Raw genomic sequence first — 23,952 nt, forward strand, 5'->3', positions numbered from 1 at the left:
GGTCGGGGATCTCACGTGCGGTTGCGGCCGCGGCCGACGACGCCGGACGGGCCGGTCCCCAGCCTAGCCCGCGGTGGGCACCGGGTCGCCGCTGACGTGCCGGCCGGGGTCGCCGTCGGCGTCCAGATGGGCCTGCAGCATGCCGGTGAGCTCGTGGTCCACGGGGATCTCGACGCCGTCGACGGCGCGCACCGGCAGGACGCCGCGCACCGAGGAGACGAGCCAGACGCCCTCGGCGCCCTGGAGGTCCGCCGGGACGAGCGGGCCGTAGCCGAGCTCCCAGCCGTCCGCGTGGGCGGCCGCGAAGATCACGGCCTGCGACGTGCCGGCGAGGATGCCCTTCTGGCGCAGCGGGGTGAGGAGGCGGCGGACGCCGTCCTCCCCGGTGCGCACGATCAGCACCGTGGAGGTGGGGCCCTCGAGCAGGTAGCCGTCCGCGCTGGTGAAGACGACGTCGTCGGCGCCGTGCGCGCGGGCGTAGCGCAGGGCGGCCATGTTCACGGCGTAGGAGAGGGTCTTCGCGCCGGTGAGCAGCCACGGGGAGCGCTCGGGGGCCTGCGAGTCGATGCCGCGGTCCAGCAGCAGCACCCGCAGCCCCCGCTGCCGCTCCTCGTCCTGGATCGCCGGGGCCGGGCTCAGCAGCGCCCACGCGGTGGGCGTGGGCACCGCGCCGGGAGCCGCGTCCGGGCCGCGGGTGACGGTCAGGCGCACGGCGAGACGGTCCCCGGGCGCGACGTCGTTGGCCTCGGTGAACGCCCGCAGGCCGAGCGCGACGGCGGCCTCCCACGCCGCCGCCTCGGGGGCGGCCAGCTGCAGGGCGGCGGCGGACGCGGCCAGCCGGCCGAGGTGGGCTCCGAGCTTGCGCATGCGCAGGGTCCCGAGCCCGTCGGCGACGGCGAGCGCCGTCTCGAAGATGCCGTCGCCGCGCGTGACCCCCTGGTCCGTGACGCTCAGGTGCGGGACGGCCGGGTCCGCGAGCCGCGGGGCGGGGGCGCCGTCCGCGTCCGTCTCGAGCAGGACGAGGACGGGCGAGCCGGCGGCGGGGGAGAAGGCGGTGGGACGCATCCGCCCAGGATAGACGCCCGCCCCCGGCCGATCGGGGCCGGGGGCGGGCATCAGTCGGGGGCGGTCAGGCCCGGTGGGCGCCGCCGTCCGGGGCGGGGACGGAGGGCTGCGCCGGGGCGTGGGCGCGCTCGAGCTGGGCGCCCTCCACGTCCACGTCCGGCATGATCCGGTCGAGCCAGCGCGGCAGCCACCACGCCTTCTCGCCGAGCAGGTGCATCAGCGCCGGCATCAGGAGCAGGCGCACCACGAACGCGTCCAGCAGCACGCCGAAGGCCAGGCCGAAGCCCATCGGGCGGATCATCGCGTCGTGGGCGAAGATGAACCCGCCGAACACGGAGATCATGATGATCGCCGCGGCGATCACGACGGCCCGGCCCGAGCGCAGGCCGGTCAGCACGGCCTGGCGGGCGGGCAGGCCGTGGGCGTAGGCCTCGCGCATGCCGGAGGCGATGAACAGCTGGTAGTCCATGGCCAGGCCGAACAGCACGCCGATCATGATGGTCGGCAGGAAGCTGAGCACGGGGCCGGGGTTGTGGACCCCGAACACCGAGCCGAGCCAGCCCCACTGGTAGATGGCCACCACGCCGCCCATGGCGGCGAACATGGAGAGCACGAACCCGCCGGTGGCGATCAGCGGCACCAGGATCGAGCGGAACACCAGCACCATGATCAGCAGGGACAGGCCCACCACCACGCCCAGGTAGAGGGGCAGGGCGTCGGAGAGCTTCTCCGAGACGTCGATGAACCCGCTGGTCATGCCGGCCACGCCGAGGTTGGAGGCCTCGCCGGCCGGCTCGGTGGCGCGCAGGTCGCGCACCAGCTCCTCGGTGGAGACGGCGTTCGGGCCCTCCTCGGGCAGCACCTGGAACATGGTGACGGTGCGGTCCTCGTTGAAGCCCGCGGGCACCACGGCGTGCGCGTGCTCGAGGCCGGCGAGCTGCTCGCCCACCGCCAGGCGGGCGTCCTCGGCCGCGTCCTCGTCCAGGCCGGCGGGCAGGTCCACGGTCACCACGAGCGGGCCGTTGTAGCCCTCGCCGAACTTCTCGGCGGTGAGCTCGTACGCAACCTGCGAGTCGGAGCCCTCCGGCTCGGACCCGCCGTCCGGCAGGCCCAGGCGCATCGAGCCGACCGGCAGGGCCACGAGCACCAGCAGGGCGACGGCCGCCAGGGCCGAGGCGATCGCGGCCGGGGTGGACATGGTCGAGCGGCGCCCGGCGCGGCGCACGGCGGCGGAGCCCTCGGCGACGGAGGCGGGACCCTCGTCGGCGAGGCGGGCCCGCTCCTTCTTCGAGAGGATCCGCATCCCGGCCAGGGAGAGCAGGGCCGGGGTCAGGGTGACGGCCACCAGCACGGCCACGGCCACGCAGACCGCGCCCACGGTGCCCATCAGGCCCAGGAACGGGATGCCGGTGACGTTCAGGCCCACGAGGGCGACGATCACGGTGATGCCGGCAAACACCACGGCGTTGCCGGAGGTGCCGTTGGCCAGCGCGATCGACTCGTGCAGGCCCGTGCCGCGACGCAGCTCCTGGCGGTGCCGGTTGACGATGAACAGCGCGTAGTCGATGCCCACGGCCAGGCCCAGCATCACCCCGAGCACCGGGGTCACGGAGATCATCTCCACGGCGGAGGAGAACGCGAGCGCCCCGGCGGCGCCCACGCCCACGCCCACCAGCGCGTTGACCAGCGGCAGACCCGCGCCCACGAGGGTGCCGAGCATGACCACCAGCACGATCGCGGCGACCACGAGGCCCACGACCTCGCCCGGGCCGAGCAGGGAGGACACGGTGGCGTTGAGCTCCTGGGAGGGATGCACGGCGACGCCGTCGATGTCCGCGCCGGTGAGGGCGCCGGTGACCGCCTCCTTGTCCTCGGCGGTGACGTCCGGGGTCGGCGTGGTGAAGGTGACGATCCCGACGGCGGTGCTGCCGTCCTCGGACACGGTGCGGAAGTCCTCCGCGAGGGCCAGGGTGCGCTCGCCGCGCTCGGCCTCGACGCGGCCGTCGTCCAGCTCGGCGCGGCCGTCGGCGAGGTCGGCCTCGGCCTGGTCCAGGCGCTCCGCGCCGGCGGCCAGCTGGGCCCGGCCGTCCTCGAGCTCGGCGACGCCGCGCTCGTACTCGGCCCGGCCCTCGTCGATCTTCTGCTGCTGCGCGTCGAGCTCGGCCTCGGCCGCGTCCAGGGCCTGCTGCCGTCCCGCGGCCACCTGCTCGCGGCCGGCCTCGAGCTCGGCCTCGGACTCCTGCAGCTGCTGCAGGCCGGCGGTGAGTCGGGCGGCGCCGTCGTCGGCCTCCGCCTGGGCGGCCGCGAGCTGTTCGGCGCCCGCGTCGGCCTCGGCCTGGGCGGCCTCCAGCTGCGCGCGGGCGGCGTCGGCCTGGTCCTGACCGGCCGCCAGCTGTGCCTCGCCGGCGGCGAGCTGCGCCTCCTGGTCGGCGAACTGCGCGGCGACCTGCTCCGCCGGGATGCCGGCGGCCTCGGCCTCGGCCAGCGCGGCGTCCCGGGCCTGCTCGAGCTCGGCGCGGCCCGCGGCCAGCTGCTCGGCCTGGGCGTCGAGCTCGGCCTGCCCGGCCTCGAGCTCGGCCCACCGGGCGTCGAGCTCGGCCTGCGCGGCCTCGAGCTCCTGACGCTGTGCGTCGAGCTTGGCCTGGCCGGCCTCGAGGCGCTCCGCCTGCTCCTCGAGCTCGGCGCGGCCGGCGTCGAGCTGCTCCTGGCCTTCGGCCACCTGCTGCTCGGCCTCCCGGAGCGGGGCCAGGGCCTCGGCCGGCAGGGCGTCCAGGCCACGCTCCTCGAGGTCGGCGCGCGCGGCGTCGAGCTTCGCCTGCCCCTCCTCCAGCTGGGCGGCGGCCTCGGCCAGGCGCTGCTCGCCCGCGTCGGCCTCGGCCGTGCGACGCTCGAGCTCGGCCCGGCCGTCCTCGATCTCCTGGCGTCCGTCCGCGAGGCGCTGCTCGCCGTCGGCCAGCTCGGTGCGGCCCTCGTCCAGCCGGGTGCGGGCGTCGTCCTGCTGGGCCTGGGCCTCGAACGGGTCCACGACGCCCTCCACGGCCGGCTGCTCGGCGACGTCGTCCAGCAGGGCGGTGATCTGCTCGCGCTGGGCGTCGGTCAGGGGGGAGCCGTCCTCGGTGGTGAACACAACCTGGCCCCTGCCGCGGGAGGCTTCGGGGAACTCCTCCTTGAGACGGTCCGTGACCTGGGCGGTGGGGGTGCCGGGGATGGTGACGGTGGAGGAGAGCGTGCCGCCGAAGGCGAGGAACCCGCCGACGGCGAGGGCCAGGGCGAGCACCCAGGCGAGGATCACGAGGAGGGGGCGGCGGGCGGCGCCGAGGCCGAGACGGTAGAGCAGTGTCGCCATGGGAAGGGGAGGTCTCCTTGCGCTGGGGTGGGACGCGGCCGGACGCGGCGCGCCGCCTCCGATGCTACACCTAAGCGGAGCGAACCGCTCCGGTCCGGGCGGCGCCCCCGTCAGGCGGAGGGCAGGCGCAGGACCAGGTCCGCCGCGGCGCGCGGGGCGTGCCGGGCCAGGTAGTCCTCCTCCTGTGCGGCCCAGCGGTCCCAGTGCGGGGCGAAGGTCTCACCGTCCCGGGCCAGCGCCCGCGTGCGCCGCGCGGGGGTCTCGAGCTCGAGCCACACCGCCAGGTCGAGCAGCGGTCGGGCGGCGGTGCTGAGCGCACCCACGCCCTCGCACACCACGACGTCGGCCGGCGCGGTCCGCCGCGGCGGACCGGGGGCGGCGCGGTGCCAGTCCCACGTGGTCCAGGTCGCCGTGCCCCGCTCCCGCAGCGCGCGCACGACGGCCGGGTAGGGGCCGTCGTCGCCCACCGCGGCGGCCAGCCCGTCCCAGCCCTGGTACATGGACTCGATCTCGATCACCTCGACGCGCGCGAACGGCGCGATCCGGGCCGCGAGCGCGGCGGCGAGGACGGTCTTGCCCGACCCCGAGCGGCCGTCCAGGCCGATGAGCGCCGGTCGGGTCACGGGTCCTCCGGGGTGGGGTCCGTCAGCGCGGCGGTGGCCGCCTCGAGCACCCGCACCGCGGCCCGCAGCTCCGCGACGGAGAACCCCTCGAGGGCGGCGCTCAGCCGCTGGGACATCGGTTGGAACGCGCGCTGCCCGTCGCGGCGGGCCGTGTCCGTGTGCTCCACCAGCACGCGCCGCCGGTCGCCCTCGTCCCGGCGGCGGCGGACGTGGCCCGCGGCGGCCAGGCGGTCCACGAGGGCGGTGGCCGAGGCCCGGGTGAGGTGCAGGTGGGCGCCGAGGTCCGAGGCGGTGACGGGCTCACCGGCCGCCGCGCGGGCCATCAGGTACGCGAGGGCTCTGAGGTCCGTGCGATGCAGGCCGACGCCGCGGCCGGCCTCGTCGACGGCGTGCTCCGCGCTCTCGCTGAAGACGCGCAGCGCGTGGACCACGGCGAGATGCTCCGCGGGGGCGGAGGGGGGCTGCGTGGTCATGGCCGGGAGTCTAGCCAGCCCCCATGGTTGTTTGATCATCGAACCATCCCCTACGCTCGGGGGCATGCCCACCGCGCCCGACCTGTCCGCCTTCCGCACCCCCGCCGCGCCGGGGCGTCCCTCTCGGGGGCTGCGGCTGGGCCTGGCCGCGGCGCTCGCCGTGGTCTGGTTCGCCGTGCTCGGCCTGGGCGGCCCCGTGTTCGGCGCGATCGGCGACGTCTCCTCGAACAACCAGGCCACCTTCCTGCCGGCGTCGGCCGAGTCCACCCGCGCGGGGGAGGAGGCGGCGGCGTTCCAGGACGGTGAGGCCGTGCCCGCCGTCGTCGTGGGCCCGGCGAGCACCGCGGACCCCGCGGCCGCCTTCCCCGCGCTCGCGGACCTCGCGGGCCTGTTGGGCGAGGTGCCGGGCGTGGTCGACGTCGCCGGTCCGATCCCCTCCGAAGACGGTGCGGCGGTGCAGTTCCTGGCCTTCGTCGACTCCTCGGCCGGGGCTGAGCGACCCGTGGCCGACGTGGTGGCCGACCTGCGGGAGGTCGTGGCGGACCCGGCGGCCGCCGCCCCCGCCCTCGCCGGGACCGTGGCCGCGGACACCGAGTGGCACGTGGGCGGTCCGGCGGGCCTGGTCGCGGAGCTGGGCGGCGCGTTCGCGGGGATCGACGGGCTGCTGCTGCTCGTGGCGCTCGTGGTGGTGTTCGTGATCCTCGTGGCGGTCTACCGCTCCGTCCTGCTGCCGGTCCTCGTGCTCCTGACGGCCGTGGCCGCGCTCTGCGGCGCGATCGTGGCCGTCTACGGGATGGCCCTGGCGGGCTGGATCCAGCTCAACGGCCAGGCCCAGGGCATCCTCTCGATCCTCGTGATCGGCGCGGCCACGGACTACTGCCTCCTGCTCGTGGCCCGGCACCGCGAGGAGCTGCTGGTCCGCGCGGAGGTCGGGGAGGCGCTGCGGGCCGCCGTGCGCGGGTCCTTCGGCGCGATCACCGCGTCCGCCTCCACCGTGGCCCTCGCCCTGCTGATCCTGATGGCCTCGGACCTCAACTCGACGCGCTCCCTCGGCCCCGTGGCCGCCACGGGTGTGGCCTTCGCGTGGCTCGCCGCCCTGACCCTGCTGCCGGCGCTGCTGCGGCTGACCGGGCGTGCCGCCTTCTGGCCCACGATCCCGTCCCCCGAGCGCGCGCGCCGTCGCACGGAGCGCCGCGCCGCCCGGGGCCGGGCCTTCACCCCGCCGCGCGACGGCGCGGGCCGGCCCATCGCCGGCCTCGAGGAGGACCACGGGGTGTGGACGCGGGTGGGCACCGTTGTCGCGCGCCGGCCCCGCCCCGTCTGGGTCGCCACGACAGTCGGGCTCCTCGCCCTCTGCGGCGGCCTGCTGCAGCTGCGCGCGGACGGCGTCGCCCAGGAGGACGTGCTGCTCGGCGACTCCGACGCCCGGCAGGCCCAGGCCCTGCTGAGCGAGCACTTCGACGCCGGCGCGGGCGCTCCCGCCCAGATCCTCGCGCCGGCCGGGGACGCCGAGGCGGTGCTCGCCGCCGTCGCGGAGGACCCCGGCGTGGCCGAGGCGGAGGTCACCGCGGACGCCCCCGGGACCGCCGCGGTCCCGCCCCCGAGCGCGCTCGAGGCGGAGGGCGGGACGGGCGCCGCGTCCGCGCCGGAGCCGCAGCCTCGCGTGGTGGACGGCCGCGTGCTGGTCTCGGCCACCCTGGCGGACCCGGGCGAGTCCCTCGCCGCGCAGCAGACCGTGGCCCGCCTGCGCGACCGGCTCGCGGATCTCCCCACCTCGGGCGAGATCCTCGTGGGCGGCCCGGCGGCCCAGGCGTTGGACACGAACGTCACCACGCAGCGCGACCTGCGGGTCGTCATCCCGCTGATCCTCGCGATGCTGCTGGTCATCCTCGCGGTGCTGCTGCGCTCGCTCCTGGCGCCCGTGCTGCTCGTGGCGGCCACCGTGGTCAGCTTCGGTGCGGCCCTGGGCGTCTCGGCCCTCGTGTTCCGGCACGTGTTCGGCTTCGAGGACGCCGACCCCACCGTGCCGCTGTACGGCTTCGTCTTCCTCGTGGCGCTCGGGATCGACTACACGATCTTCCTGATGACCCGGGCGCGGGAGGAGACCCCGCGGCACGGCACGCGGGCGGGCGTGCTGCGCGCCCTCACCGTCACGGGCGGGGTCATCACCTCGGCCGGCGTCGTGCTGGCGGCCACCTTCGCCGCGCTCGCGGTGATCCCGCTGATGTTCATGGTGCAGTTGGCGTTCATCGTGGCCTTCGGCGTGCTGCTGGACACCCTGGTGGTGCGCACGCTGCTGATCCCGGCCCTCGTGTGGGACATCGGCCCGAAGGTCTGGTGGCCGGCCAAGGCCGCCTGACCTGGTCGGTCCCGGACCCTTCCCGACGACGGCCCGCACCTCCTCCGCCGAGGTGCGGGCCGTCGTCGTCCCGACACGGCGGGCGTGGGGCGTCGGTCAGTCGCCGAGGGTGAAGTCCACCATCAGCAGGTGGGACAGCGCCACGGAGTGACCGGAGTGGGAGTGGAAGGGCTTGCCCAGCGCGCGCAGGGCCTCCACTGTGCGGTCTGTGCGCGCCATGGCACGGCCCATGATGAAGCGACGCACCTCCGGGCGGGCGGCGGCCCGGTCGATGTCCTGCAGCCAGCGCTGGAAGCCGGCGGACAGGGGATCGTCCGGGTCGGCTGTCTCGACCGTGTCGTCGCCGTAGGCCGTGCCGGCGGCGAGCCGGTCCGAGGCGGGCAGGACGAGCAGGCTCTCGAGCTCCTGCGCGGTGGGTGCCTTGCGGGCGTTGTCGTAGTCCACGTCCTTGAGCCCGGGGGCGAGGGACTCCATGACGTCGAAGTAGAAGCGGCGGCGCACGTCCTGGGGGAGGGAGGTGAGGGCCCGGATCGCGTACTTCGAGTTGAGCGGCATGAACAGCGGGCGGGCCTTCGGGATGTGGCCGAAGTGGAAGCGGTTCCGGAACTCGAGGTAGTGTTGGATGCTCGGCACGACGCCCGGGGCGGTCTGCTTCAGTTGCTCCTGCGTGGTGGCCATCTCCTCCTGCCAGAGGGCGAAGTCGGCGGCGGGCATCTTCTCCTTGAACGGCTCCAGCAGGCGCAGCGGCTCGGCATGCCGGTAGTACTGCTTGATGGTGCCGCCACCGCCGCCGTGTGCATGCACCTCGAACGGGTTCTGGAACGTCGACGACATGTAGACCGGGGTGTACACGCCGAGGCTGTTCTCCCGCCAGTGGCGGTAGGCGCGGGACCCGGACACCAGGGTGCGGGTGGGCGGCTTGGGGCCGTTCACCGTCAGGCCGTGGGCCTCGGCGATCCCCTTTGCGACGGCCAGATCCTCCTTCTGGTTGACGCCCGAGTGCAGCCAGAACCGGTCCGAGTCCGTGCGGAACAGGCCGGACTCGAGGAGGAACGCGAACACCGTGCGGGAGTCCACGCCGCCGCTGAGGTCCGCGGTGAAGGTGACCCGCGGGTCCGCGAGCAGGGCGCGGGTGCGCCCGCGCCAGACGTCGAGGTACTCCTGGAGCGCCGCCTCGTACTCGAGCGGCTGGAGCTCGGGGGCGCGCTCGAGGGAGAGGACGCTGCCGCGGATCACCACGACGGTGCCGACCGGCAGGAGTCGGATCTCGTCGAACGGGGTCTGGAAGATGGACAGCTGCATGGTCAGCGTCTGGCGGAGGGCGAACGGACGGAGCCTGCCGAGCCGGGGCGTGAGCGTCATGCCCTCGGTGCGCAGGTGCTCCACCAGCCCGCTGTAGGAGGAGCCGAGCGCCCAATCGTCGCCGCTGCGGTAAAGGAAGAGACGGCCCAGACCGCTGGCGTCCGTGCCCACCTCGAAACGGCGGCCGAAGAGCCTGCCCGCCCGGCGTGCGACCACGTAGCAGCCGTCCTCGCCGGGGCCGACGGTGCGGCCGGTGCGCGCGCGATACGCAGTCATGCCCGCGGGCCCGTGCACGTAGTCCGTGCCGACGAAGGCGTATCCCTCGAACTGCTCTTTGGGTCGCATGCGACTCGAGAGGATGAGCACGTGTCACTCCTGGGTTGCGGGTCCGATTTCCAGAAGTCTAGTCAGCACCTGTGCGCCGGCACCGAGAGGGGCTCGGCAGGGCGCCCGCGAGATGCCTGAGAGGGGGATTCACGGAGGGTGTGACGAGGATCACCGACGGGCGGGAATGAAGCGCACGGGGGTGTGGTTGCACTGCACGACACCAGAACATGAGTCGAGGTGACTCAGGTTTCTTGACAGACCTTCCGCCCCGGTGGCAGGTTGAGTCCAGAACGCTCAAGGGCGGCCGGCACCGGTCGGCCGCGGTCACCTCGAGCAGCAGTCGACGAAAGGACACATGATGTCGCGAGCAGTGGGTATCGATCTTGGCACCACCAACTCCGTGGTTGCCGTCCTCGAGGGTGGCGACCCGGTCGTCATCGCGAACGCCGAGGGCGCCCGCACCACCCCGTCCGTCGTCGCGTTCTCCAAGGGCGGGGACGTCCTGGTCGGCGAGGTCGCTAAGCGCCAGGCCGTCAACAACCCGGAGCGCACCTTCGCGTCCATCAAGCGCCACATGGGCACCGACTGGACCACCGAGGTGGACGGCAAGAAGTACACCCCGCAGGAGATCTCGGCCCGCACGCTGATGAAGCTCAAGCACGACGCCGAGGAGTACCTGGGCGAGAAGGTCACCGACGCGGTGATCACCGTGCCCGCCTACTTCAACGACGCCGAGCGCCAGGCCACCAAGGAGGCCGGCGAGATCGCGGGCCTGAACGTCAAGCGCATCATCAACGAGCCCACCGCGGCCGCCCTGGCCTACGGCCTGGAGAAGGGCAAGGAGGACGAGCTCATCCTGGTCTTCGACCTGGGCGGCGGCACCTTCGACGTGTCCCTGCTCGAGGTCGCCAAGGACGAGGACAACTTCGCCACCATCCAGGTGCGCGCCACCGCAGGCGACAACCGCCTCGGCGGCGACGACTGGGACCAGCGGATCGTGGACTGGCTGCTCCAGCAGGCCAAGTCCAAGGGCGCGGACCTGTCCAAGGACAAGATCGCCCTGCAGCGCCTGAAGGAGGCCGCGGAGCAGGCCAAGAAGGAGCTCTCCTCGGCCACCTCCACCAACATCTCGCTGCAGTACCTGTCCGTGACCCCCGAGGGCCCGGTGCACCTGGACGAGCACCTCTCCCGCGCCAAGTTCCAGGACCTCACCAAGGACCTGCTCGAGCGCACCCGCAAGCCGTTCGAGGACGTCATCAAGGAGGCCGGCGTCAAGGTCTCCGACATCGACCACGTGGTCCTCGTCGGCGGCTCGACTCGCATGCCCGCCGTCTCCGACCTGGTGAAGGAGCTGACCGGCGGCAAGGAGCCCAACAAGAGCGTGAACCCGGACGAGGTCGTCGCCATCGGCGCCGCGGTGCAGGCCGGCGTGCTCGCCGGCGAGCGCAAGGACGTGCTCCTGATCGACGTGACCCCGCTGTCGCTGGGCATCGAGACCAAGGGCGGTGTGATGGCCAAGCTCATCGAGCGCAACACGGCCATCCCGACCAAGCGCTCCGAGACGTTCACCACGGCCGAGGACAACCAGCCCTCCGTGTCCATCCAGGTCTTCCAGGGCGAGCGCGAGTTCACCCGGGACAACAAGGCGCTGGGCACCTTCGAGCTGACCGGCATCGCCCCGGCCCCGCGCGGCATGCCCCAGATCGAGGTCACCTTCGACATCGACGCGAACGGCATCGTGCACGTCTCCGCGAAGGACAAGGGCACTGGCACCGAGCAGTCGATGACCATCACGGGCGGCTCCTCGCTGTCCAAGGAGGACATCGACCGCATGGTCAAGGACGCCGAGGCCCACGCGGACGAGGACAGGAAGCGCCGTGAGGCCGCCGACCGCCGCAACCAGGCGGAGCAGTCCGCGTACTCCGTGGACAAGCTCCTGCAGGACAACGCGGACAAGCTGCCCGAGGACGTCAAGACCGAGGTGCAGGCCGACGTCGACGCCCTGAAGGCCGCCCTGGAGAAGCAGGACAACGACGACGAGGTCGCCGCCGCGTTCAAGAAGCTCCAGGCCTCCCAGGTCAAGATCGGCGAAGCCCTCTACGCCCAGCAGGGCGCGGAGTCGGCCGACGCCGGCGCCGAGTCCGCCGCCCCGCAGGACGACGACGAGGACATCGTCGACGCCGAGGTGGTCGACGAGGACGACGAGAAGAAGGCCTGACACCCCGGTGCCGGGGCGGGCGTCCACGCCCGCCCCGCCCGGAGGCCCACGACGCCGGCGGGCCGGCCCGGCAGCGCCCCTGCCGGGCCGGCCCGCCGGCCTTCCCGCACCACCCCCCCGCGCGGCGGACCCGCCGCGCCCACCCGCTTCGAAAGGACACACCATGAGCGCCGACCAGCAGCGTCCGCACGGCTCCTCCGATGCCGAGCGCGGCTCCGAGGAGGAGCCCATCGTGTTCAACGACCGTCGCCGCATCGACCCCGAGACCGGTGAGCCCCGGGTCTCCGCCGAGAGCGCGGCCGAGCAGGCCGAGGACGGCGACGCCCTCGCCCAGGCCGAGCGCATCCTCGACGAGGCCGGCGCGCAGGCCGGGACCGAGGCGCCGCAGCCCGCGGCCTCGGACCGCGAGGCCGAGCTCGAGACCGACCTGCGCCGGCTGCAGGCCGAGTTCGTGAACTACAAGCGTCGCGTGGACCGCGACCGCGACCTGGCCAGGGACGCCGGTGTGGTCAAGGCCGTGACCGCGCTGCTGCCGGTGCTCGACGACATCGACGCCGCCCGCGCCGCCGGCGACCTGACGGACGGTCCGTTCGCCGCGATCGCGACCAAGCTCGACACCGCCCTGGCCGGCCTCGGCCTCGAGCGCCACGACCAGGAGGCGCTGGCCGGCGTCGAGTTCGACCCGGCCGTGCACGAGGCCGTGATGCGCCAGCCGCACGCAGAGGTGCCCGCGGACCACGTGGTCCAGGTCTTCCGCAACGGCTATCTCCGGGACGGCCGCGTGCTGCGCGCCGCCCAGGTGATGGTCTCCGCCGGAGACGAGTGACCCCGTCGGCCGGCGGCCCACCCCGCCGCCGGCCGACCCCCCTGACCGATGCACACGAGAGGAGGCACCATGGCCTCGCAGGATTGGATGGACAAGGACTTCTACGCGACCCTGGGGGTGTCCAAGGACGCCTCCGACGCGGACGTGAAGAAGGCCTACCGCAAGCTCGCCCGCATGTACCACCCGGACCAGAACCCCGGGGACGAGGCGGCCGAGAAGAAGTTCAAGGAGATCTCGGAGGCGTACGCCGTCCTGAGCGACCCCCAGGAGCGGCAGGAATACGACGCGATCCGCGCGATGGGCGGCGGGGCCCGGTTCTCCGCCCCGGGCGGTGCCGGCGGCGGAGGCTTCGAGGACGTCTTCGGCGGCATGTTCGGCGGCGGGGGCGGCCCCCGCGCCACGCAGTCCGAGCCCGACCTGTCCGACCTGTTCAGCGGGATGTTCAGTGGCGCCGCCGGCCAGCCCGGCGGCTTCGGCCCCGGCGGCTTCGGCGACGCCGGCTACGCACGGCCGCGCCCCACGAAGGGCGCGGACCGCACCGCCACCACCACGATCTCCTTCCGCGGCTCGATTCAGGGCACCACGGTGTCCCTGCGCGGCCCGGACGGCGAGACGATCGAGGTGAAGATCCCGAAGGGCATCCGCGACGGCCAGAAGGTCCGTGCCCGCGGCAAGGGCTCGCCCGGCCCGGCCGGCCGCGGCGACCTGCTGGTCACCGTGCACGTGCGCGAGCACGAGTTCTTCCGCCGGGACGGGGACGACCTGCGGATCACCGTGCCGATCACCTTCCCCGAGGCCGCCCTCGGCGCCACGATCGAGGTGCCGACGCTGGAGCGCCCCGTGAAGGTGAAGGTGCCGGCGGGCTCCCAGTGTGGCCGCGTGCTGCGCCTGAAGGGCCGCGGTGTCGAGCGCGGGAAGACGACGGGTGACCTGCTCGTGGAGCTGCGCGTCACCGTGCCCACCACGCTCAACGACGACGCCCGCGCCGCCGTCGAGGCCCTGCAGTCCGCCACTGCCGGCGACGATCCGCGGCGGGAGCTGGCCCGGAAGGCAGCCTGGTGAGCGCCCGCGACGGCGCCGCCCGTGCGGACCGGGGCCGCGAGGGGGGTCCCGACCGGCACGCCCCGGTCTTCGTGATCTCCGTGGCCGCCGAGATGGCGGACATGCATCCGCAGACCCTGCGCCAGTACGACCGGCTCGGCCTCGTGGTCCCCGCCCGCCAGGACGGACGGCACCGCCGCTACTCCCTCGCCGACGTCGAGCGGCTGCAGACCGTGCAGACCCTGAGCCGTGAAGGCATCTCGCTGGAGGGCATCCGCCGCGTGATCGCGCTGCAGCGCGAGGTCGAGCAGCTGCAGGACACCGTGGTCGAGCTGGCTGCCCAGGTGGACCGCCTCCACCACGCCTCCCGCCTGGCCCGCGTCTTCACCGTGGGCTCCGGCGGCGACGTCTCGGCCCGCTACGCCGACCGGATGGCCGCCCGCCGTCACGCCGCGGCACGGGCCGGGGCGGACACCGCGGGCGAGGCCCGCCCGAGCGGCCTGCGGAGGCTGCCCTCCGGCGGCGCCCGCCTCCGACGGGTGCCCACGTGGCAGTCCGAGCAGGACTGAGCCGGGCGTCGTTCGGGGCGGCCGCGCGGTCCCGCGTGCAGGAGCGGCTGCGCGCCGACATGGCCCGGCGCGACGGCCTCGGCCGGCAGGCCCGCAGCGCCCTGGACGGGATCGTCCACGCCCTCAAGCCGGAGGGCATGGACCCGCACCTGCCCGCCCGGCATCTGCTGGACTACGTCCTCGACGGCCCGGACGGTCCGCGCGCGGTGGTCGCCGCGGGGGACCCCGCGACCGCCACGCATCTGACCTGGCTCGTCTCCGGCATGGGCATCCGCCCCCAGACGGCCATGTGGGGGACGGCCCGGGAGGCCGCCCACCTCGCCGCCGCCCAGCGCGCCGCCGGCGCACCCCGCCCCGTCGTCATCGCGTGGCTCGGCTACCCCGCGCCCACACCCTGGCGGGTGGTGCTCGACGGCCCCGGCCGGCGCGGCGGCGCGATGCTCGCCGCGGATGTCCGGGCCTGGTGGGAGTTCCTGCGCCACGGGCCGGGGGAGGACGACGACGCCGCCCCGGCCCTGCGCGCCCGCGGGACCGCCGTGCACGGGGCCGTGGAGGCCCACTCGTACGGCTCGCTCGTGGCCGCGCACGCCCTGCGCCTGCTCGCGGACCGGGGCCTGCAGCCCGACGACGCCGACGCCCCGTGGCCGGCCGAGCGTCCCGTCGAGGCCCTCGTGGTCTCGGGCGCGGTCGGCCTGCCCGCCGCCCTGGCAGCCCGGGCCGCGCACCTCGGCCTGCGGTCCGGGCGGACGTTCCGCGCCCTGGCCCCGGGCGATCTCCTCGCCCGGGTCGGCCGCGCGGTCGGCCGTCGTCGGGACTGGACGGACGCCGCCGTGCTGCCGGTGGCCCCGCGGCCCGGCCTGGCGGGGGCCGCCGTCCGCGGCCACCGCACGGCCCGCTGGTCGCCGACGGCCCCCGGGGACGCCCCGAGGGGCTACCGGGACGCCGGGTCCGTGACGCTCGCGGCGACCGCGCGGGTGACCGCCGGCCTGCCGGTGCCGCCCGTCCCGGACGGCGCCGACCCGGCCGGGCCGGTCGCCCCGGCCTGAGCGGCCCCGTCGGGCCCCGTGCTCAGCGGCGGCGGTACGCCAGGTCGAACACGAGGCGTCCGGCCCGCTGGGACTTCGCCTCGAAGCTCGTGATCGGTCGGCCCTCGAACCGGGGCGCCCAGCCGCCCGCGTGGTCCACGGGGTCCGCGGCCGCCGCGCCGGCCCGCGCCTCACCCAGGCCGGCCCGCAGCGGGCGCTCCTCCTCGGCCGCGCTCTCCCATCCCGAGGGCAGCGGCTGGGCCCCCACCTCGGTCTCCCTGCCCTCGCGGCGCACCCGCGTGAGCGGGGAGCCCTCGCCCGCGGCGCGCCCGGGGAAGAGGTTCTCGAACTCCGGGTGCGCCTCGAGCACCTCGCGCATCTGCACGGCGTAGCCCGACCAGTCCGTCGCCAGCCGCAGCACCCCGCCGGGGGTGAGCACCCGCGCCACGCGGTCCGCGAAGGCGGGGGAGACCAGGCGGCGCTTGTGGTGCCGCTTCTTGTGCCACGGGTCCGGGAAGAACACCCACACCTCGGAGACGGAGCCGGGCGTGAGCAGGGCGTCCAGCAGCTCGGGGGCGTTGGCCTCCACGGCGCGGACGTTCTCCAGGCCCTGCTGCTCCACGCGCGTCATGAGCGCGGCCAGGCCGGGCACGTAGACCTCGACGGCGAGCACGTTCCAGTCCGGCCGGTCGGCGGCGGCCTGCGCCGTTGACTCGCCCAGCCCGGAGCCGATGTCGACCAGCAGGGGGGCCTCGCGCCCGAACACCCCCGCCCAGTCCAGTCGGGCCTGGCCGTCCACCGAGGTGGCGCCGCGGCCGCGAGGCACGTCCACGAGGACCCGCTCCGCCTGGCGGTCCCACACGGCCTGCCGCCCCGCGTTCAGGCGCGCACCACGTCGGACGAAGGAGACCGGCTCCCGTCGGACGAGGGCGGGGTCCTTGTCCCGATTGTGGTCGTGCGCGTGGACGCGCTCGGCGGGCGGCGGCACGGCGTCGGGGCCGGGTGCGTCCGGGCGGGGGTGGGGGAGGTGCTCAGTCATCGCCCCGATCCTGCCACGGCCGCGCGTCGACGGTGCAGACCGCGGCCGACGACGGCGCCCGGCGCCGGGGTCAGGGGGTGCTGCTGGAGCGGTCCCCCGACGTGGGCGACGCGGACGCGGAGGCCGTGGTGGCGGTCGGCTCGGGTGCGGACTCGGTCGGGTCCGGCGCAGGGTCCGTGGCCGGCGCGCTCGTGGACGGACCGGACGCGCTCGTGGACGGACCGGACGGGCTCGGGGACGTCGGGGTCGGGGACGTCGGGGTCGGCGTCGCGGAGGTCGGCGTCGGGTCGGGGGTGCTCGGCGTCGGACTGCCGGATCCCGTGCCCGACGGCGAGGACGAGGTGGGGGGAGACGACGGGGAGGACGGCGTGGCCGAGCGGGTGGGCGCGGGGGCCGAGGAGGACGGGGCCGTGCTGCTCGGCACCGGGGTGGTCACGCTGGGCGTCGGGGCCGCCGTGTCGGCGGGCGCGGACGGGGGCGGCACGGGTGCGCCGGTGGCCTCCTCCGTCCACGAGGACGTCTCGGGCTCCGGCTCGGGGGCGGGCTCCGGCTGCTGCTCCTCGGGGGTCGGGGTGGAGCGGTCCGGCAGACGCAGGTCGGCGGGGGCGGAGGCGGCGTCCGCGGCGACGTGGCCCAGGTCGGACAGCCAGGCGGTCGCCGTGTCCCGAGGGATCCGCACCGTCAGCACGCCCGCGGCGGCCGGCGCCATGGACGCCTGGTCCGCCTCGAGCATCAGGCTGCCGTCCGGCAGGAAGACCACCGCGTCCCAGACGCGACGGTTCTCCACCTGCTCCGGGGCGTCGACCGCCGAGTCCAGGCGCGAGCCGATCACGTCCGGGTCGTTGGCCATGCGCTGGCGCACCTCGGCGCGGAACGCGTCCCAGCCGTCGGGGGTGAAGAGATCGGCGGTCTCGAGCACGCGGTCCTCGCGGGCCGAGTACCAGATCACGTGCGAGGTGGACACGGAGTCCGTGCCGCGCCGCTCCGTGGCGAGCAGGCGGGCCGCGGCGATGTCCTCGGCCACGACGGCGAGCTGCGGCTGGATCTCCAGGCGCGGGTCCGCGCTCGGGTCGGTGTCCCGGCGGTACTGGTCGATCTGGTCGCGCACGGCCCCGGCCATGGCGTCCGTCCAGGCCGGCGCCCCGGACACCTGCAGCCACGCCCCGTGGTGGTCCGGGTCCTCGCCCTCGAGCACGGCGACGCTCGCCTCCGGCACCCGCTCGAGGTCGTGTGAGGGGACCTCGACCGTGAACGGGGCCATGTCCATGGACGGCAGGGCGGAGGCCGCCGTCGTGGCGGGCGCAGGCTCGGGCTGCGGCTCGGTGCGAGCACAGGCGCTCAGCGCCACCAGGGCGACGGCGGCCAGGCCGAGGGCCGCGCGGCCACGGCGGGGGGAGGGCAGGACGGGGTGCATGCGATTCACTTCCGGTGGTCGGAGGACTCCAGGATGGCCTCGACGCGGGCGGCCATCTCATCCGCGGTCGGCGGGCGCCAGTCCGGGTCGTTCCGGCGGCGGGCGTCACGGCGCAGGCGCAGGACCACCCAGATCGCGAGGAAGGCCAGGATCAGGACCAGGACGATGTTGGAGAAGACGTCCGCGTACTCGGAGACGACGTGGAACCGCTCCCCGAGCGCGTAGCCGCCGTAGACGAAGATCGCGTTCCAGATCAGGGAGCCCAGCGCCGTGAACAGGGTGAACTTCGCGAGGTTCATCCGCTCGATGCCCGCGGGGATGGAGATCAGGGAGCGGAACACGGGGACCATGCGGCCCAGGAACACGGTCCAGTAGCCGTATCGGATGAACCAGCGCTCGGTCTTGGCCACGTCCTCCATGTCCACCAGCGGCATGCGGTCCGCGAGGCGGTACATGCGGTGGCGGCCGAGCCACGCGCCGAGGCCGTAGAGGGCCAGCGCTCCGACGATCGAGCCGACCGTCGCCCAGACCAGCGCGGCATGCGGGCTGAAGGCGCCGCCGGCCGCGGTGAAGCCTGCCAGGGGCAGGATCACCTCGGACGGGATGGGCGGGAAGATGTTCTCCGCGAAGACGGCCAGGCCGACGCCGATCGGGCCGACCGCCTCCATGATGTCCACGACGATGTTGCCGAGCCAGCCGTAGTCGGTGGGCGCGGCGGCGGCCACGGTCAGGGGTGCGACGAGGGGGAGCATGCGCCCCATTGTCCATCATCGACCGCCTCCGCGACGTGGTGGAGGCGCCGACGTCGTCCGCTCTGCGCGCACAGCCGCGCCTCCGGGCGGGCGGGAGCGGGCTGCCGTTGGTACTGTCGGAGGTGCAGACCGCTCACCGACCGTTCGCGCCACACCCCACTCCACGTGCGTGCCGCGGGCCCTACTGGAAGGAAGACTCCATGAGCATCGTCCAGATTCCGCTGCGCCTGGCCTCCGGCGCGTTCATCCTGAACTCCGGCCTGAACAAGCGCGGCATCTCCGCGGAGCAGGCCCAGGGCCTGCGCGACATGGGCGCCCGCGGCCTGCCCGCGCTGGCCAACCTGTCGCCGGAGCAGTTCAAGAAGTTCCTCGTGACCACGGAGATCGGCGTGGGCTCGGCCCTGCTGGCCCCGTTCGTCCCGGGCTGGCTCGCCGGCTCCGCCCTGACCGCGTTCTCCGGCGGCCTGTTCTCGATGTACCTGAACACCCCGGAGATGACCGAGGCCGACGGTGTGCGTCCGTCCCAGGAGGGCACCGGCGTCGCCAAGGACATCTTCCTGGTCGGCTCCGGCCTGGCCATCACCGCCGACTCCGTGGCCAACCGCCCCGGCAAACGCCGCAAGGCCGCCAAGAAGCGCGCCGCCCGCATCGAGGGCGCCCGCGACGCCAAGGTGCAGGCCATCCGCGACGCCCAGGACGAGAAGGTCGCCGCGATCCACGCCGCCCGTGAGGAGCAGGTCGCCGCGCTGCGCGAGGCCCGTGACGAGCTGAAGAAGCTGCGCAAGAAGGCCTGACGCCTCCGCCGCACGCGTGAGGGGCCCCGCCCGGACCATGGTCCGGGCGGGGCCCCTCACGCATGTGCCCGCCCACCGGGCGGGCAGGCTCAGAGGTCGATCTCGGTGGGGTGCAGCACGCGGCGCAGGAAGTCCTGGGTGCGCGGCTGCTGGGGGTCGGAGATCACCGCGGCGGCCGGGCCGGCCTCCACCACGACGCCGCCGTCCATGAACACGACCCGGTCGGCCACCTCACGGGCGAAGCCCATCTCGTGGGTGACCACGAGCATGGTCATGCCGTCGCGGGCCAGCTGACGCATGATCGCCAGGACGTCGCCGACGGTCTCGGGGTCGAGGGCCGAGGTGGGCTCGTCGAAGAGCATCAGCTGCGGGTCCATGGCCAGCGCACGGGCGATCGCCACGCGCTGCTGCTGGCCGCCGGAGAGCTGGTCCGGGTAGCGGTCCTCGAGCTCGGCCAGGCCCACGCGGGCCAGCTGCCGACGGGCGATGTCCGCCGCCTCGGCCTTGCCCCGCTTGAGCACCTTGAGCTGGGCCACGGTGCAGTTCTCCAGCACGGACAGGTGCGGGAACAGGTTGAACTGCTGGAACACCATGCCCACGTGGCGGCGCAGCACGTCCAGGTCCACGTCCTCGTCCGTGACCGTGAACTCACCGACCGTGACGACGCCCGAGTCGGGCTTCTCCAGCAGGTTCACGCAGCGCAGGAGGGTGGACTTGCCCGAGCCGGACGGGCCGATCAGGCACACGACCTCGCCAGGGGCGACCTCGAGGTCGATGCCGCGCAGCACGTGGTTGGCGCCGAAGGACTTGTTGAGGCCGGCCACATGCACGCCGGCGGCGTCCGCGGCGGCCACCGCGCCGAAGGATCCGGTGATGGGGTTCTGCTGGGCCATCTCAGTGCCCCTTCTTGGTCGAACGGGCCTCGAACCGGCGGGCCAGCAGGGACAGCGGCACGGTGATCACGAGGTAGAACAGGCCGGCCACGAGGATCGGCGTCATGCCGGCGTCGAGGGCGGAGATGCCGTCGCGGCCGAACTTGGTGAGCTCGTACTCGTGCGCGGCCAGGCCGAGCACGTAGACCAGCGAGGAATCCTTGGTCAGGAGGATGACCTCATTGGTGAGCGGCGGCAGCACGATGCGGAACGCCTGGGGGATCACGATGGTGACCATGGCCCGCCACGTCGGCATGCCGAGGGACCGGGCCGCCTCCATCTGGCCGCGGGGCACGGCCTGCAGGCCGGCACGCAGGGTCTCGGCGATGTAGGCGGCCGAGACCATGCCCAGGGCCGCCATCACGACGACGGGGATCGGCCAGGACACCCCGAACGCGAAGGGCACCCCGTAGCCGAAGGCGAGGAACACCAGCAGCGCGGGGACGCCGCGGAAGAACTCCACGTAGGCGGTGGCCAGCCACCGGTACGGGCCGAACGAGCTCAAACGCATGAGCGCGAGCACGATGCCGCCCAGCAGGCCGACGACGAACGAGGTGACCGTGTAGAACAGCGTGTTGCCCAGCCCCACGAGGATCACGTTGGGGAACATCGGGGCCACGGCGGGGAAGTTCAGGACGTTCTCGGCGAGCGCGCCCCAGTCGATGAGGACGGCCAGGACGACGAGGGCGAGGACGAAGACGGCCGCCTGGATGATCAGGGACAGCCGACGACGGCGGCGCGCGCGGCCGGGCTTCAGGGCCGGTGCCGGCGAGACGGGGGCCTGCGTGCTCATCGGTAGTCCTCCTGTGCCTGACCGAACCAGCGCTCCTGGAGCTCGGCCACGGTGCCGTCGTTGCGCAGCTCCTGCAGCGCGCGGTTCACGGCGGAGCCGAGCTGCGCCTTCTGCGGGCCGACCGCCATGCCGAGCTGCTCGCCCGTGGGCAGCGACTCGACCACCTCGAAGCGATCGTCGTCCTTGAGGGAGTAGAGCAGCACGGACTGGTTGCCCAGGGCGGCGTCCACGGTGCCGGCCTGGAGGGCCTGGATCTGCATGCCGCCGTCCTCGAAGTGCACGGGGCTCAGGCCGTTCTGCTGGGCGTACTCGTCGCCGGTGGTCGCGGCCTGCACGCCGATCCGACGGCCCTTCGCGGAGTCGACGTCGGTGATGCCGGAGCCCTTCTTCGCGACCAGGACGAGGTCGTCGTCGAGGTAGGGGAGGGTGAAGGCCATGACGCGCTGGCGGGCCTCGGTGATGGAGATCGACGAGGCGTTCACGTCGCAGCCGGTGAGCGAGGCACCCGACTCGATGGCCTCGAAGGAGGAGTCGATCACGTTCACCCCGAGACCCAGCTCCTCCGCCACCGCCTCGACCAGCTGGATGTCGTAGCCGGTCAGCTCACCGTTCTCCTCGAACTCGAAGGGCGGGTAGGGGATGTCGGAGCAGACCGTCAGGACGCCGGGCTGGACGAGGCCGTACGAGGTGCTCAGGTCGTCGTCGGACACGATGCCGGCGGATCCGGCGTCGCCGCCGAGGACGGCGCAGCCGGTGAGCAGCGCCGCCGACGCGGTGAGCCCCACGGCGCCGAGGAGGCGGGAGTGGATGCGGGTCATGGAGTGCCTTCTGGGCCGCCGTCGGGAGGACGGGCGTGCGGGTCGGAGGGAGCCGGCAGAGTGACGTGTTCCGCCGTGATTGGTGGTCATCGTAGTGCGTCGGGGGCCGTCGCGGGCGCCGGGAGACAACTCGTCCCCGCGGAGCGAGCCGATCGACCGGTGGCCCTGCCGCGGCCCGCCTCGGCAGACGAAGACTGGCCTTGCGCTGTGGAGATTGTCAGGCTGGTCACATCGTCGTCACCCGGTCTGAGAGGTCTCTCATGCTCCGCACCGCCGCCCCCGCTCGCCCCGCTGCCCCCCTGTCCCTGCTCGCCGTGGGCGCCCTCGCGCTCGTCGGCTGCGGTGGGGGAGGCGGCGAGGCCTCGTCCTCCTCGGCCGACGCGTCCGAGTCCGCCCCGACGGGGGCCGGCTCGGGCCTCACGGCCGAGCAGGAGGAGCGCGTGGAGGCGCTCGAGGACGTCCTGCTCACCCCCGAGACCGCGCCCGACGGCGTGTTCACGGACATGGAGACCCAGGCCGGCGGCGGCGGGGAGCCGATCAGCACCAGCCTGAGCCTGACGGGCGTCACCCCCACGGGCGCCTGCGCGGACCTCATCGAGCAGATCAACACGCAGCAGGCGCCCGGGCTCGGCGGTGCGCTGGCCCAGTACGAGGTGGACCCGGACGCCGTCACCGGCCTGGCCGGCTCCCAGGCCGGGGCGTTCGGCATGGTCGCGGTCACCGACGACGGCACCGATCTGCTGGCGCCCTTCGGCGAGCTGGCCGACACGTGCGGCACGTTCGGCGACCCGGACGGCGTCGAGGCGGCCTTCACGAAGGTGCCCGGCGTGCCGGACGCGGTCCACATCGCCCTGGGGAACTCGGGCATGGACACGGCCGTGTTCACCATGACCGTCGGCGGCGTCACGGACGGGGACGAGCTCGTGTACCTCGGCATGGTGGGCCTCGACGAGGAGATCGCGGCCGAGACGCTGCGTGCCCAGGTCGAGGCGTTCGAGAAGCGGGAGCGCTGACCTCTCAGTCGTCGGGCCGGGGCGTCGGCTCGAGGCGGGCGCCGTCGTCGGACACCGGGTCCGCGTGGAACGGGCTGCCCGAGCTGACGTCCTCCGGGCCTCGCCGTCCCGACTCGACCGCGAGGAGGCGCCCCTCCTCGGAGAGCAGGGGTGTGGCCTCGATCGTGAGGTCCTCGCCGGCGCGCACGGCGTCGGCTACGAGCCGGGCCAGGCGGCGGTTGCGGGCCTCGTACCGTTCGGAGTCCTCGAGCACCGCGGTGTGCCGCGTCGCCAGCTGGATCTCGACGGAGGCGTCGATGCCGACGGCCAGCTGGCGGGCACGCAGCACCTCCGCGTCGAAGGCGGCCCCGGCCAACAGCACGATGCACGCCACCCACGCGAGGGCGAGCACGCCGATCGCGGAGTTGATCCGCCCGACCACGGCGAACTGGCCGAACCGGTCCGTGATCCAGCCCAGGGCCACGGTGGCGCCGAAGAGCAGGACCACCACGGCCACGGCGCCGAGCGAGAGCGGGCGGTAGCGGGGCTGCCGGACGTTGGGACCCAGGCGGTAGGCGAGGGTCACGATCAGGGCGATCACCACGAGGATGACCGGCCACTTCACCACGTTCCACGTCTGGACCGTCTCCTCCGGCAGGCCGACGGCCTGGCCGAGGCGCTGGGAGAGGTCCCCGCCGACGACCACCAGGATCGTGATCAGCACGGCGCCGAGCATGAGGGCGAGGGTCTCGACGAAGACCACGAGGCGGAAGTGGAGGAAGGGCCGGCCCTCGCGGGTGTCGTGGATGCGGTGCATGGCCCGGTGGAACGCGGCGACGGCGCCCGAGGCGGACACCACGGTGCCGACGGCCCCCAGGACGACGGCGCCGGTGCCGGGCCCGGCCGAGCCGAGGGTCAGGATCCACTCGCGGACGACGTCGGGCGTCAGCGACGGCCAGATCTCGGCGGCCAGGTGCGCCGCGGCGTCCACGGTCTCCTCCTCGACGCCCAGCAGCGAGACCACGGAGAGCAGGGCGACCACGGTGGGCAGCAGGGACAGCGCCCCGAAGAAGGTCATGGCGGCGGCCACGTCCCAGACCTGCAGCTCGAGGAGCCGGTGCAGGGTGCGGCGCAGGACGTACAGCAGGGACACCCGCGGTCGGGTGTACGTGCGGAGGCGCCGGGGCGCCGCTCGGGAGCCGGCCATGGCACCAACGTACCGGCGCGAGGGGGAATAGCCCTGG

The 23,952-nt window shown here is 74.3% G+C and carries 20 protein-coding genes; 8 read left to right on the forward strand and 12 right to left on the reverse strand.

The genetic code is table 11. The annotated features are described in order from the left end of the window. Nucleotides 1-63: 63 nt before the first annotated feature. From SOY78_RS03100 to SOY78_RS03115, 4 genes are all read right to left on the reverse strand, one after another. Nucleotides 64-1,065 carry an aminotransferase class IV gene (locus SOY78_RS03100; protein WP_036383651.1) on the reverse strand — a complete coding sequence of 334 codons (1,002 nt, stop codon included), beginning with the start codon at nucleotides 1,063-1,065 and terminating at the stop codon, nucleotides 64-66. A 64-nt stretch (nucleotides 1,066-1,129) separates the two neighbouring features. After that, nucleotides 1,130-4,411, reverse strand: a complete 3,282-nt coding sequence (locus SOY78_RS03105; protein ID WP_324701778.1) for an MMPL family transporter — start codon at nucleotides 4,409-4,411, stop codon at nucleotides 1,130-1,132. Between the two features lie 110 nt (nucleotides 4,412-4,521). Beyond that, nucleotides 4,522-5,034 (reverse strand): para-aminobenzoate synthase component I, encoded by a 513-nt coding sequence (locus SOY78_RS03110; protein WP_044658845.1) that lies wholly within the window; start codon nucleotides 5,032-5,034, stop codon nucleotides 4,522-4,524. Beyond that, a complete protein-coding gene (locus tag SOY78_RS03115; RefSeq protein ID WP_044658846.1) occupies nucleotides 5,031-5,507 on the reverse strand; it encodes a MarR family winged helix-turn-helix transcriptional regulator in 477 nt (158 codons plus the stop codon). Before SOY78_RS03115 ends, SOY78_RS03110 begins: the two co-directional genes overlap by 4 nt. 64 nt (nucleotides 5,508-5,571) lie before the next feature. On the opposite strand from SOY78_RS03115, the gene SOY78_RS03120 reads away from it, so the two are divergent. Continuing rightward, the gene (locus SOY78_RS03120; RefSeq protein WP_324701779.1) at nucleotides 5,572-7,866 is read left to right on the forward strand and encodes an MMPL family transporter; all 2,295 of its coding nucleotides are present in this window, start codon (nucleotides 5,572-5,574) and stop codon (nucleotides 7,864-7,866) included. A 96-nt stretch (nucleotides 7,867-7,962) separates the two neighbouring features. Here the strand turns inward: SOY78_RS03120 and SOY78_RS03125 are convergent, their stop codons facing one another. Next, nucleotides 7,963-9,513 carry a hypothetical protein gene (locus SOY78_RS03125; protein WP_153236557.1) on the reverse strand — a complete coding sequence of 517 codons (1,551 nt, stop codon included), beginning with the start codon at nucleotides 9,511-9,513 and terminating at the stop codon, nucleotides 7,963-7,965. A 340-nt stretch (nucleotides 9,514-9,853) separates the two neighbouring features. On the opposite strand from SOY78_RS03125, the gene dnaK reads away from it, so the two are divergent. The 5 genes from dnaK to SOY78_RS03150 all read left to right on the forward strand — a co-directional run bounded on the left by dnaK (nucleotide 9,854) and on the right by SOY78_RS03150 (nucleotide 15,195). Continuing rightward, complete coding sequence (gene dnaK / locus SOY78_RS03130; RefSeq protein ID WP_324701922.1) at nucleotides 9,854-11,713, forward strand: molecular chaperone DnaK; 1,860 nt, start codon at nucleotides 9,854-9,856, stop codon at nucleotides 11,711-11,713. A 163-nt stretch (nucleotides 11,714-11,876) separates the two neighbouring features. Next, nucleotides 11,877-12,539, forward strand: coding sequence for a nucleotide exchange factor GrpE (locus tag SOY78_RS03135; RefSeq protein ID WP_010080231.1), 663 nt, complete (start codon nucleotides 11,877-11,879; stop codon nucleotides 12,537-12,539). Between the two features lie 69 nt (nucleotides 12,540-12,608). Further along, the gene (locus SOY78_RS03140) at nucleotides 12,609-13,601 is read left to right on the forward strand and encodes a DnaJ C-terminal domain-containing protein (protein WP_078026125.1); all 993 of its coding nucleotides are present in this window, start codon (nucleotides 12,609-12,611) and stop codon (nucleotides 13,599-13,601) included. Beyond that, nucleotides 13,598-14,149 carry a heat shock protein transcriptional repressor HspR gene (locus SOY78_RS03145; RefSeq protein ID WP_095694935.1) on the forward strand — a complete coding sequence of 184 codons (552 nt, stop codon included), beginning with the start codon at nucleotides 13,598-13,600 and terminating at the stop codon, nucleotides 14,147-14,149. The genes SOY78_RS03140 and SOY78_RS03145 overlap by 4 nt, the downstream gene beginning before the upstream one ends. Next, nucleotides 14,128-15,195, forward strand: a complete 1,068-nt coding sequence (locus tag SOY78_RS03150; RefSeq protein WP_235186512.1) for an alpha/beta hydrolase — start codon at nucleotides 14,128-14,130, stop codon at nucleotides 15,193-15,195. Before SOY78_RS03145 ends, SOY78_RS03150 begins: the two co-directional genes overlap by 22 nt. A gap of 22 nt (nucleotides 15,196-15,217) precedes the next feature. On the opposite strand, the gene trmB is transcribed toward SOY78_RS03150, so the two are convergent. The 3 genes from trmB to SOY78_RS03165 all read right to left on the reverse strand — a co-directional run bounded on the left by trmB (nucleotide 15,218) and on the right by SOY78_RS03165 (nucleotide 18,379). Then, nucleotides 15,218-16,213, reverse strand: coding sequence for a tRNA (guanosine(46)-N7)-methyltransferase TrmB (gene trmB, locus SOY78_RS03155; protein ID WP_324701780.1), 996 nt, complete (start codon nucleotides 16,211-16,213; stop codon nucleotides 15,218-15,220). A gap of 70 nt (nucleotides 16,214-16,283) precedes the next feature. After that, entirely contained in the window at nucleotides 16,284-17,627 is a 1,344-nt protein-coding gene (locus SOY78_RS03160) for a hypothetical protein (protein WP_043280891.1), read from the reverse strand. Between the two features lie 5 nt (nucleotides 17,628-17,632). After that, entirely contained in the window at nucleotides 17,633-18,379 is a 747-nt protein-coding gene (locus SOY78_RS03165) for a DedA family protein (protein WP_036382290.1), read from the reverse strand. 200 nt (nucleotides 18,380-18,579) lie between these two features. On the opposite strand from SOY78_RS03165, the gene SOY78_RS03170 reads away from it, so the two are divergent. Continuing rightward, complete coding sequence (locus tag SOY78_RS03170; protein WP_113913835.1) at nucleotides 18,580-19,173, forward strand: hypothetical protein; 594 nt, start codon at nucleotides 18,580-18,582, stop codon at nucleotides 19,171-19,173. 89 nt (nucleotides 19,174-19,262) lie between these two features. Here the strand turns inward: SOY78_RS03170 and SOY78_RS03175 are convergent, their stop codons facing one another. From SOY78_RS03175 to SOY78_RS03185, 3 genes are read right to left on the reverse strand one after another with little or no spacing between them, the layout of a single operon-like run. Then, on the reverse strand, nucleotides 19,263-20,066 hold the full coding sequence (locus tag SOY78_RS03175) for an amino acid ABC transporter ATP-binding protein (protein WP_036339321.1): 804 nt from the start codon (nucleotides 20,064-20,066) through the stop codon (nucleotides 19,263-19,265). Nucleotide 20,067: 1 nt separating this feature from the next. Further along, the gene (locus tag SOY78_RS03180) at nucleotides 20,068-20,898 is read right to left on the reverse strand and encodes an amino acid ABC transporter permease (RefSeq protein WP_052006995.1); all 831 of its coding nucleotides are present in this window, start codon (nucleotides 20,896-20,898) and stop codon (nucleotides 20,068-20,070) included. Further along, a complete protein-coding gene (locus SOY78_RS03185; RefSeq protein ID WP_324701781.1) occupies nucleotides 20,895-21,716 on the reverse strand; it encodes an ABC transporter substrate-binding protein in 822 nt (273 codons plus the stop codon). Before SOY78_RS03185 ends, SOY78_RS03180 begins: the two co-directional genes overlap by 4 nt. A 260-nt stretch (nucleotides 21,717-21,976) precedes the next feature. On the opposite strand from SOY78_RS03185, the gene SOY78_RS03190 reads away from it, so the two are divergent. Then, the gene (locus tag SOY78_RS03190; protein WP_228062970.1) at nucleotides 21,977-22,729 is read left to right on the forward strand and encodes a hypothetical protein; all 753 of its coding nucleotides are present in this window, start codon (nucleotides 21,977-21,979) and stop codon (nucleotides 22,727-22,729) included. A gap of 4 nt (nucleotides 22,730-22,733) precedes the next feature. Here the strand turns inward: SOY78_RS03190 and SOY78_RS03195 are convergent, their stop codons facing one another. Then, entirely contained in the window at nucleotides 22,734-23,915 is a 1,182-nt protein-coding gene (locus tag SOY78_RS03195; protein WP_036382227.1) for a YihY/virulence factor BrkB family protein, read from the reverse strand. Between the last annotated feature and the right edge of the window lie 37 nt (nucleotides 23,916-23,952).

The organism is Micrococcus sp. HOU01 (genome assembly GCF_035609305.1).
Taxonomy (GTDB): Bacteria; Actinomycetota; Actinomycetes; order Actinomycetales; family Micrococcaceae; genus Micrococcus; species Micrococcus luteus.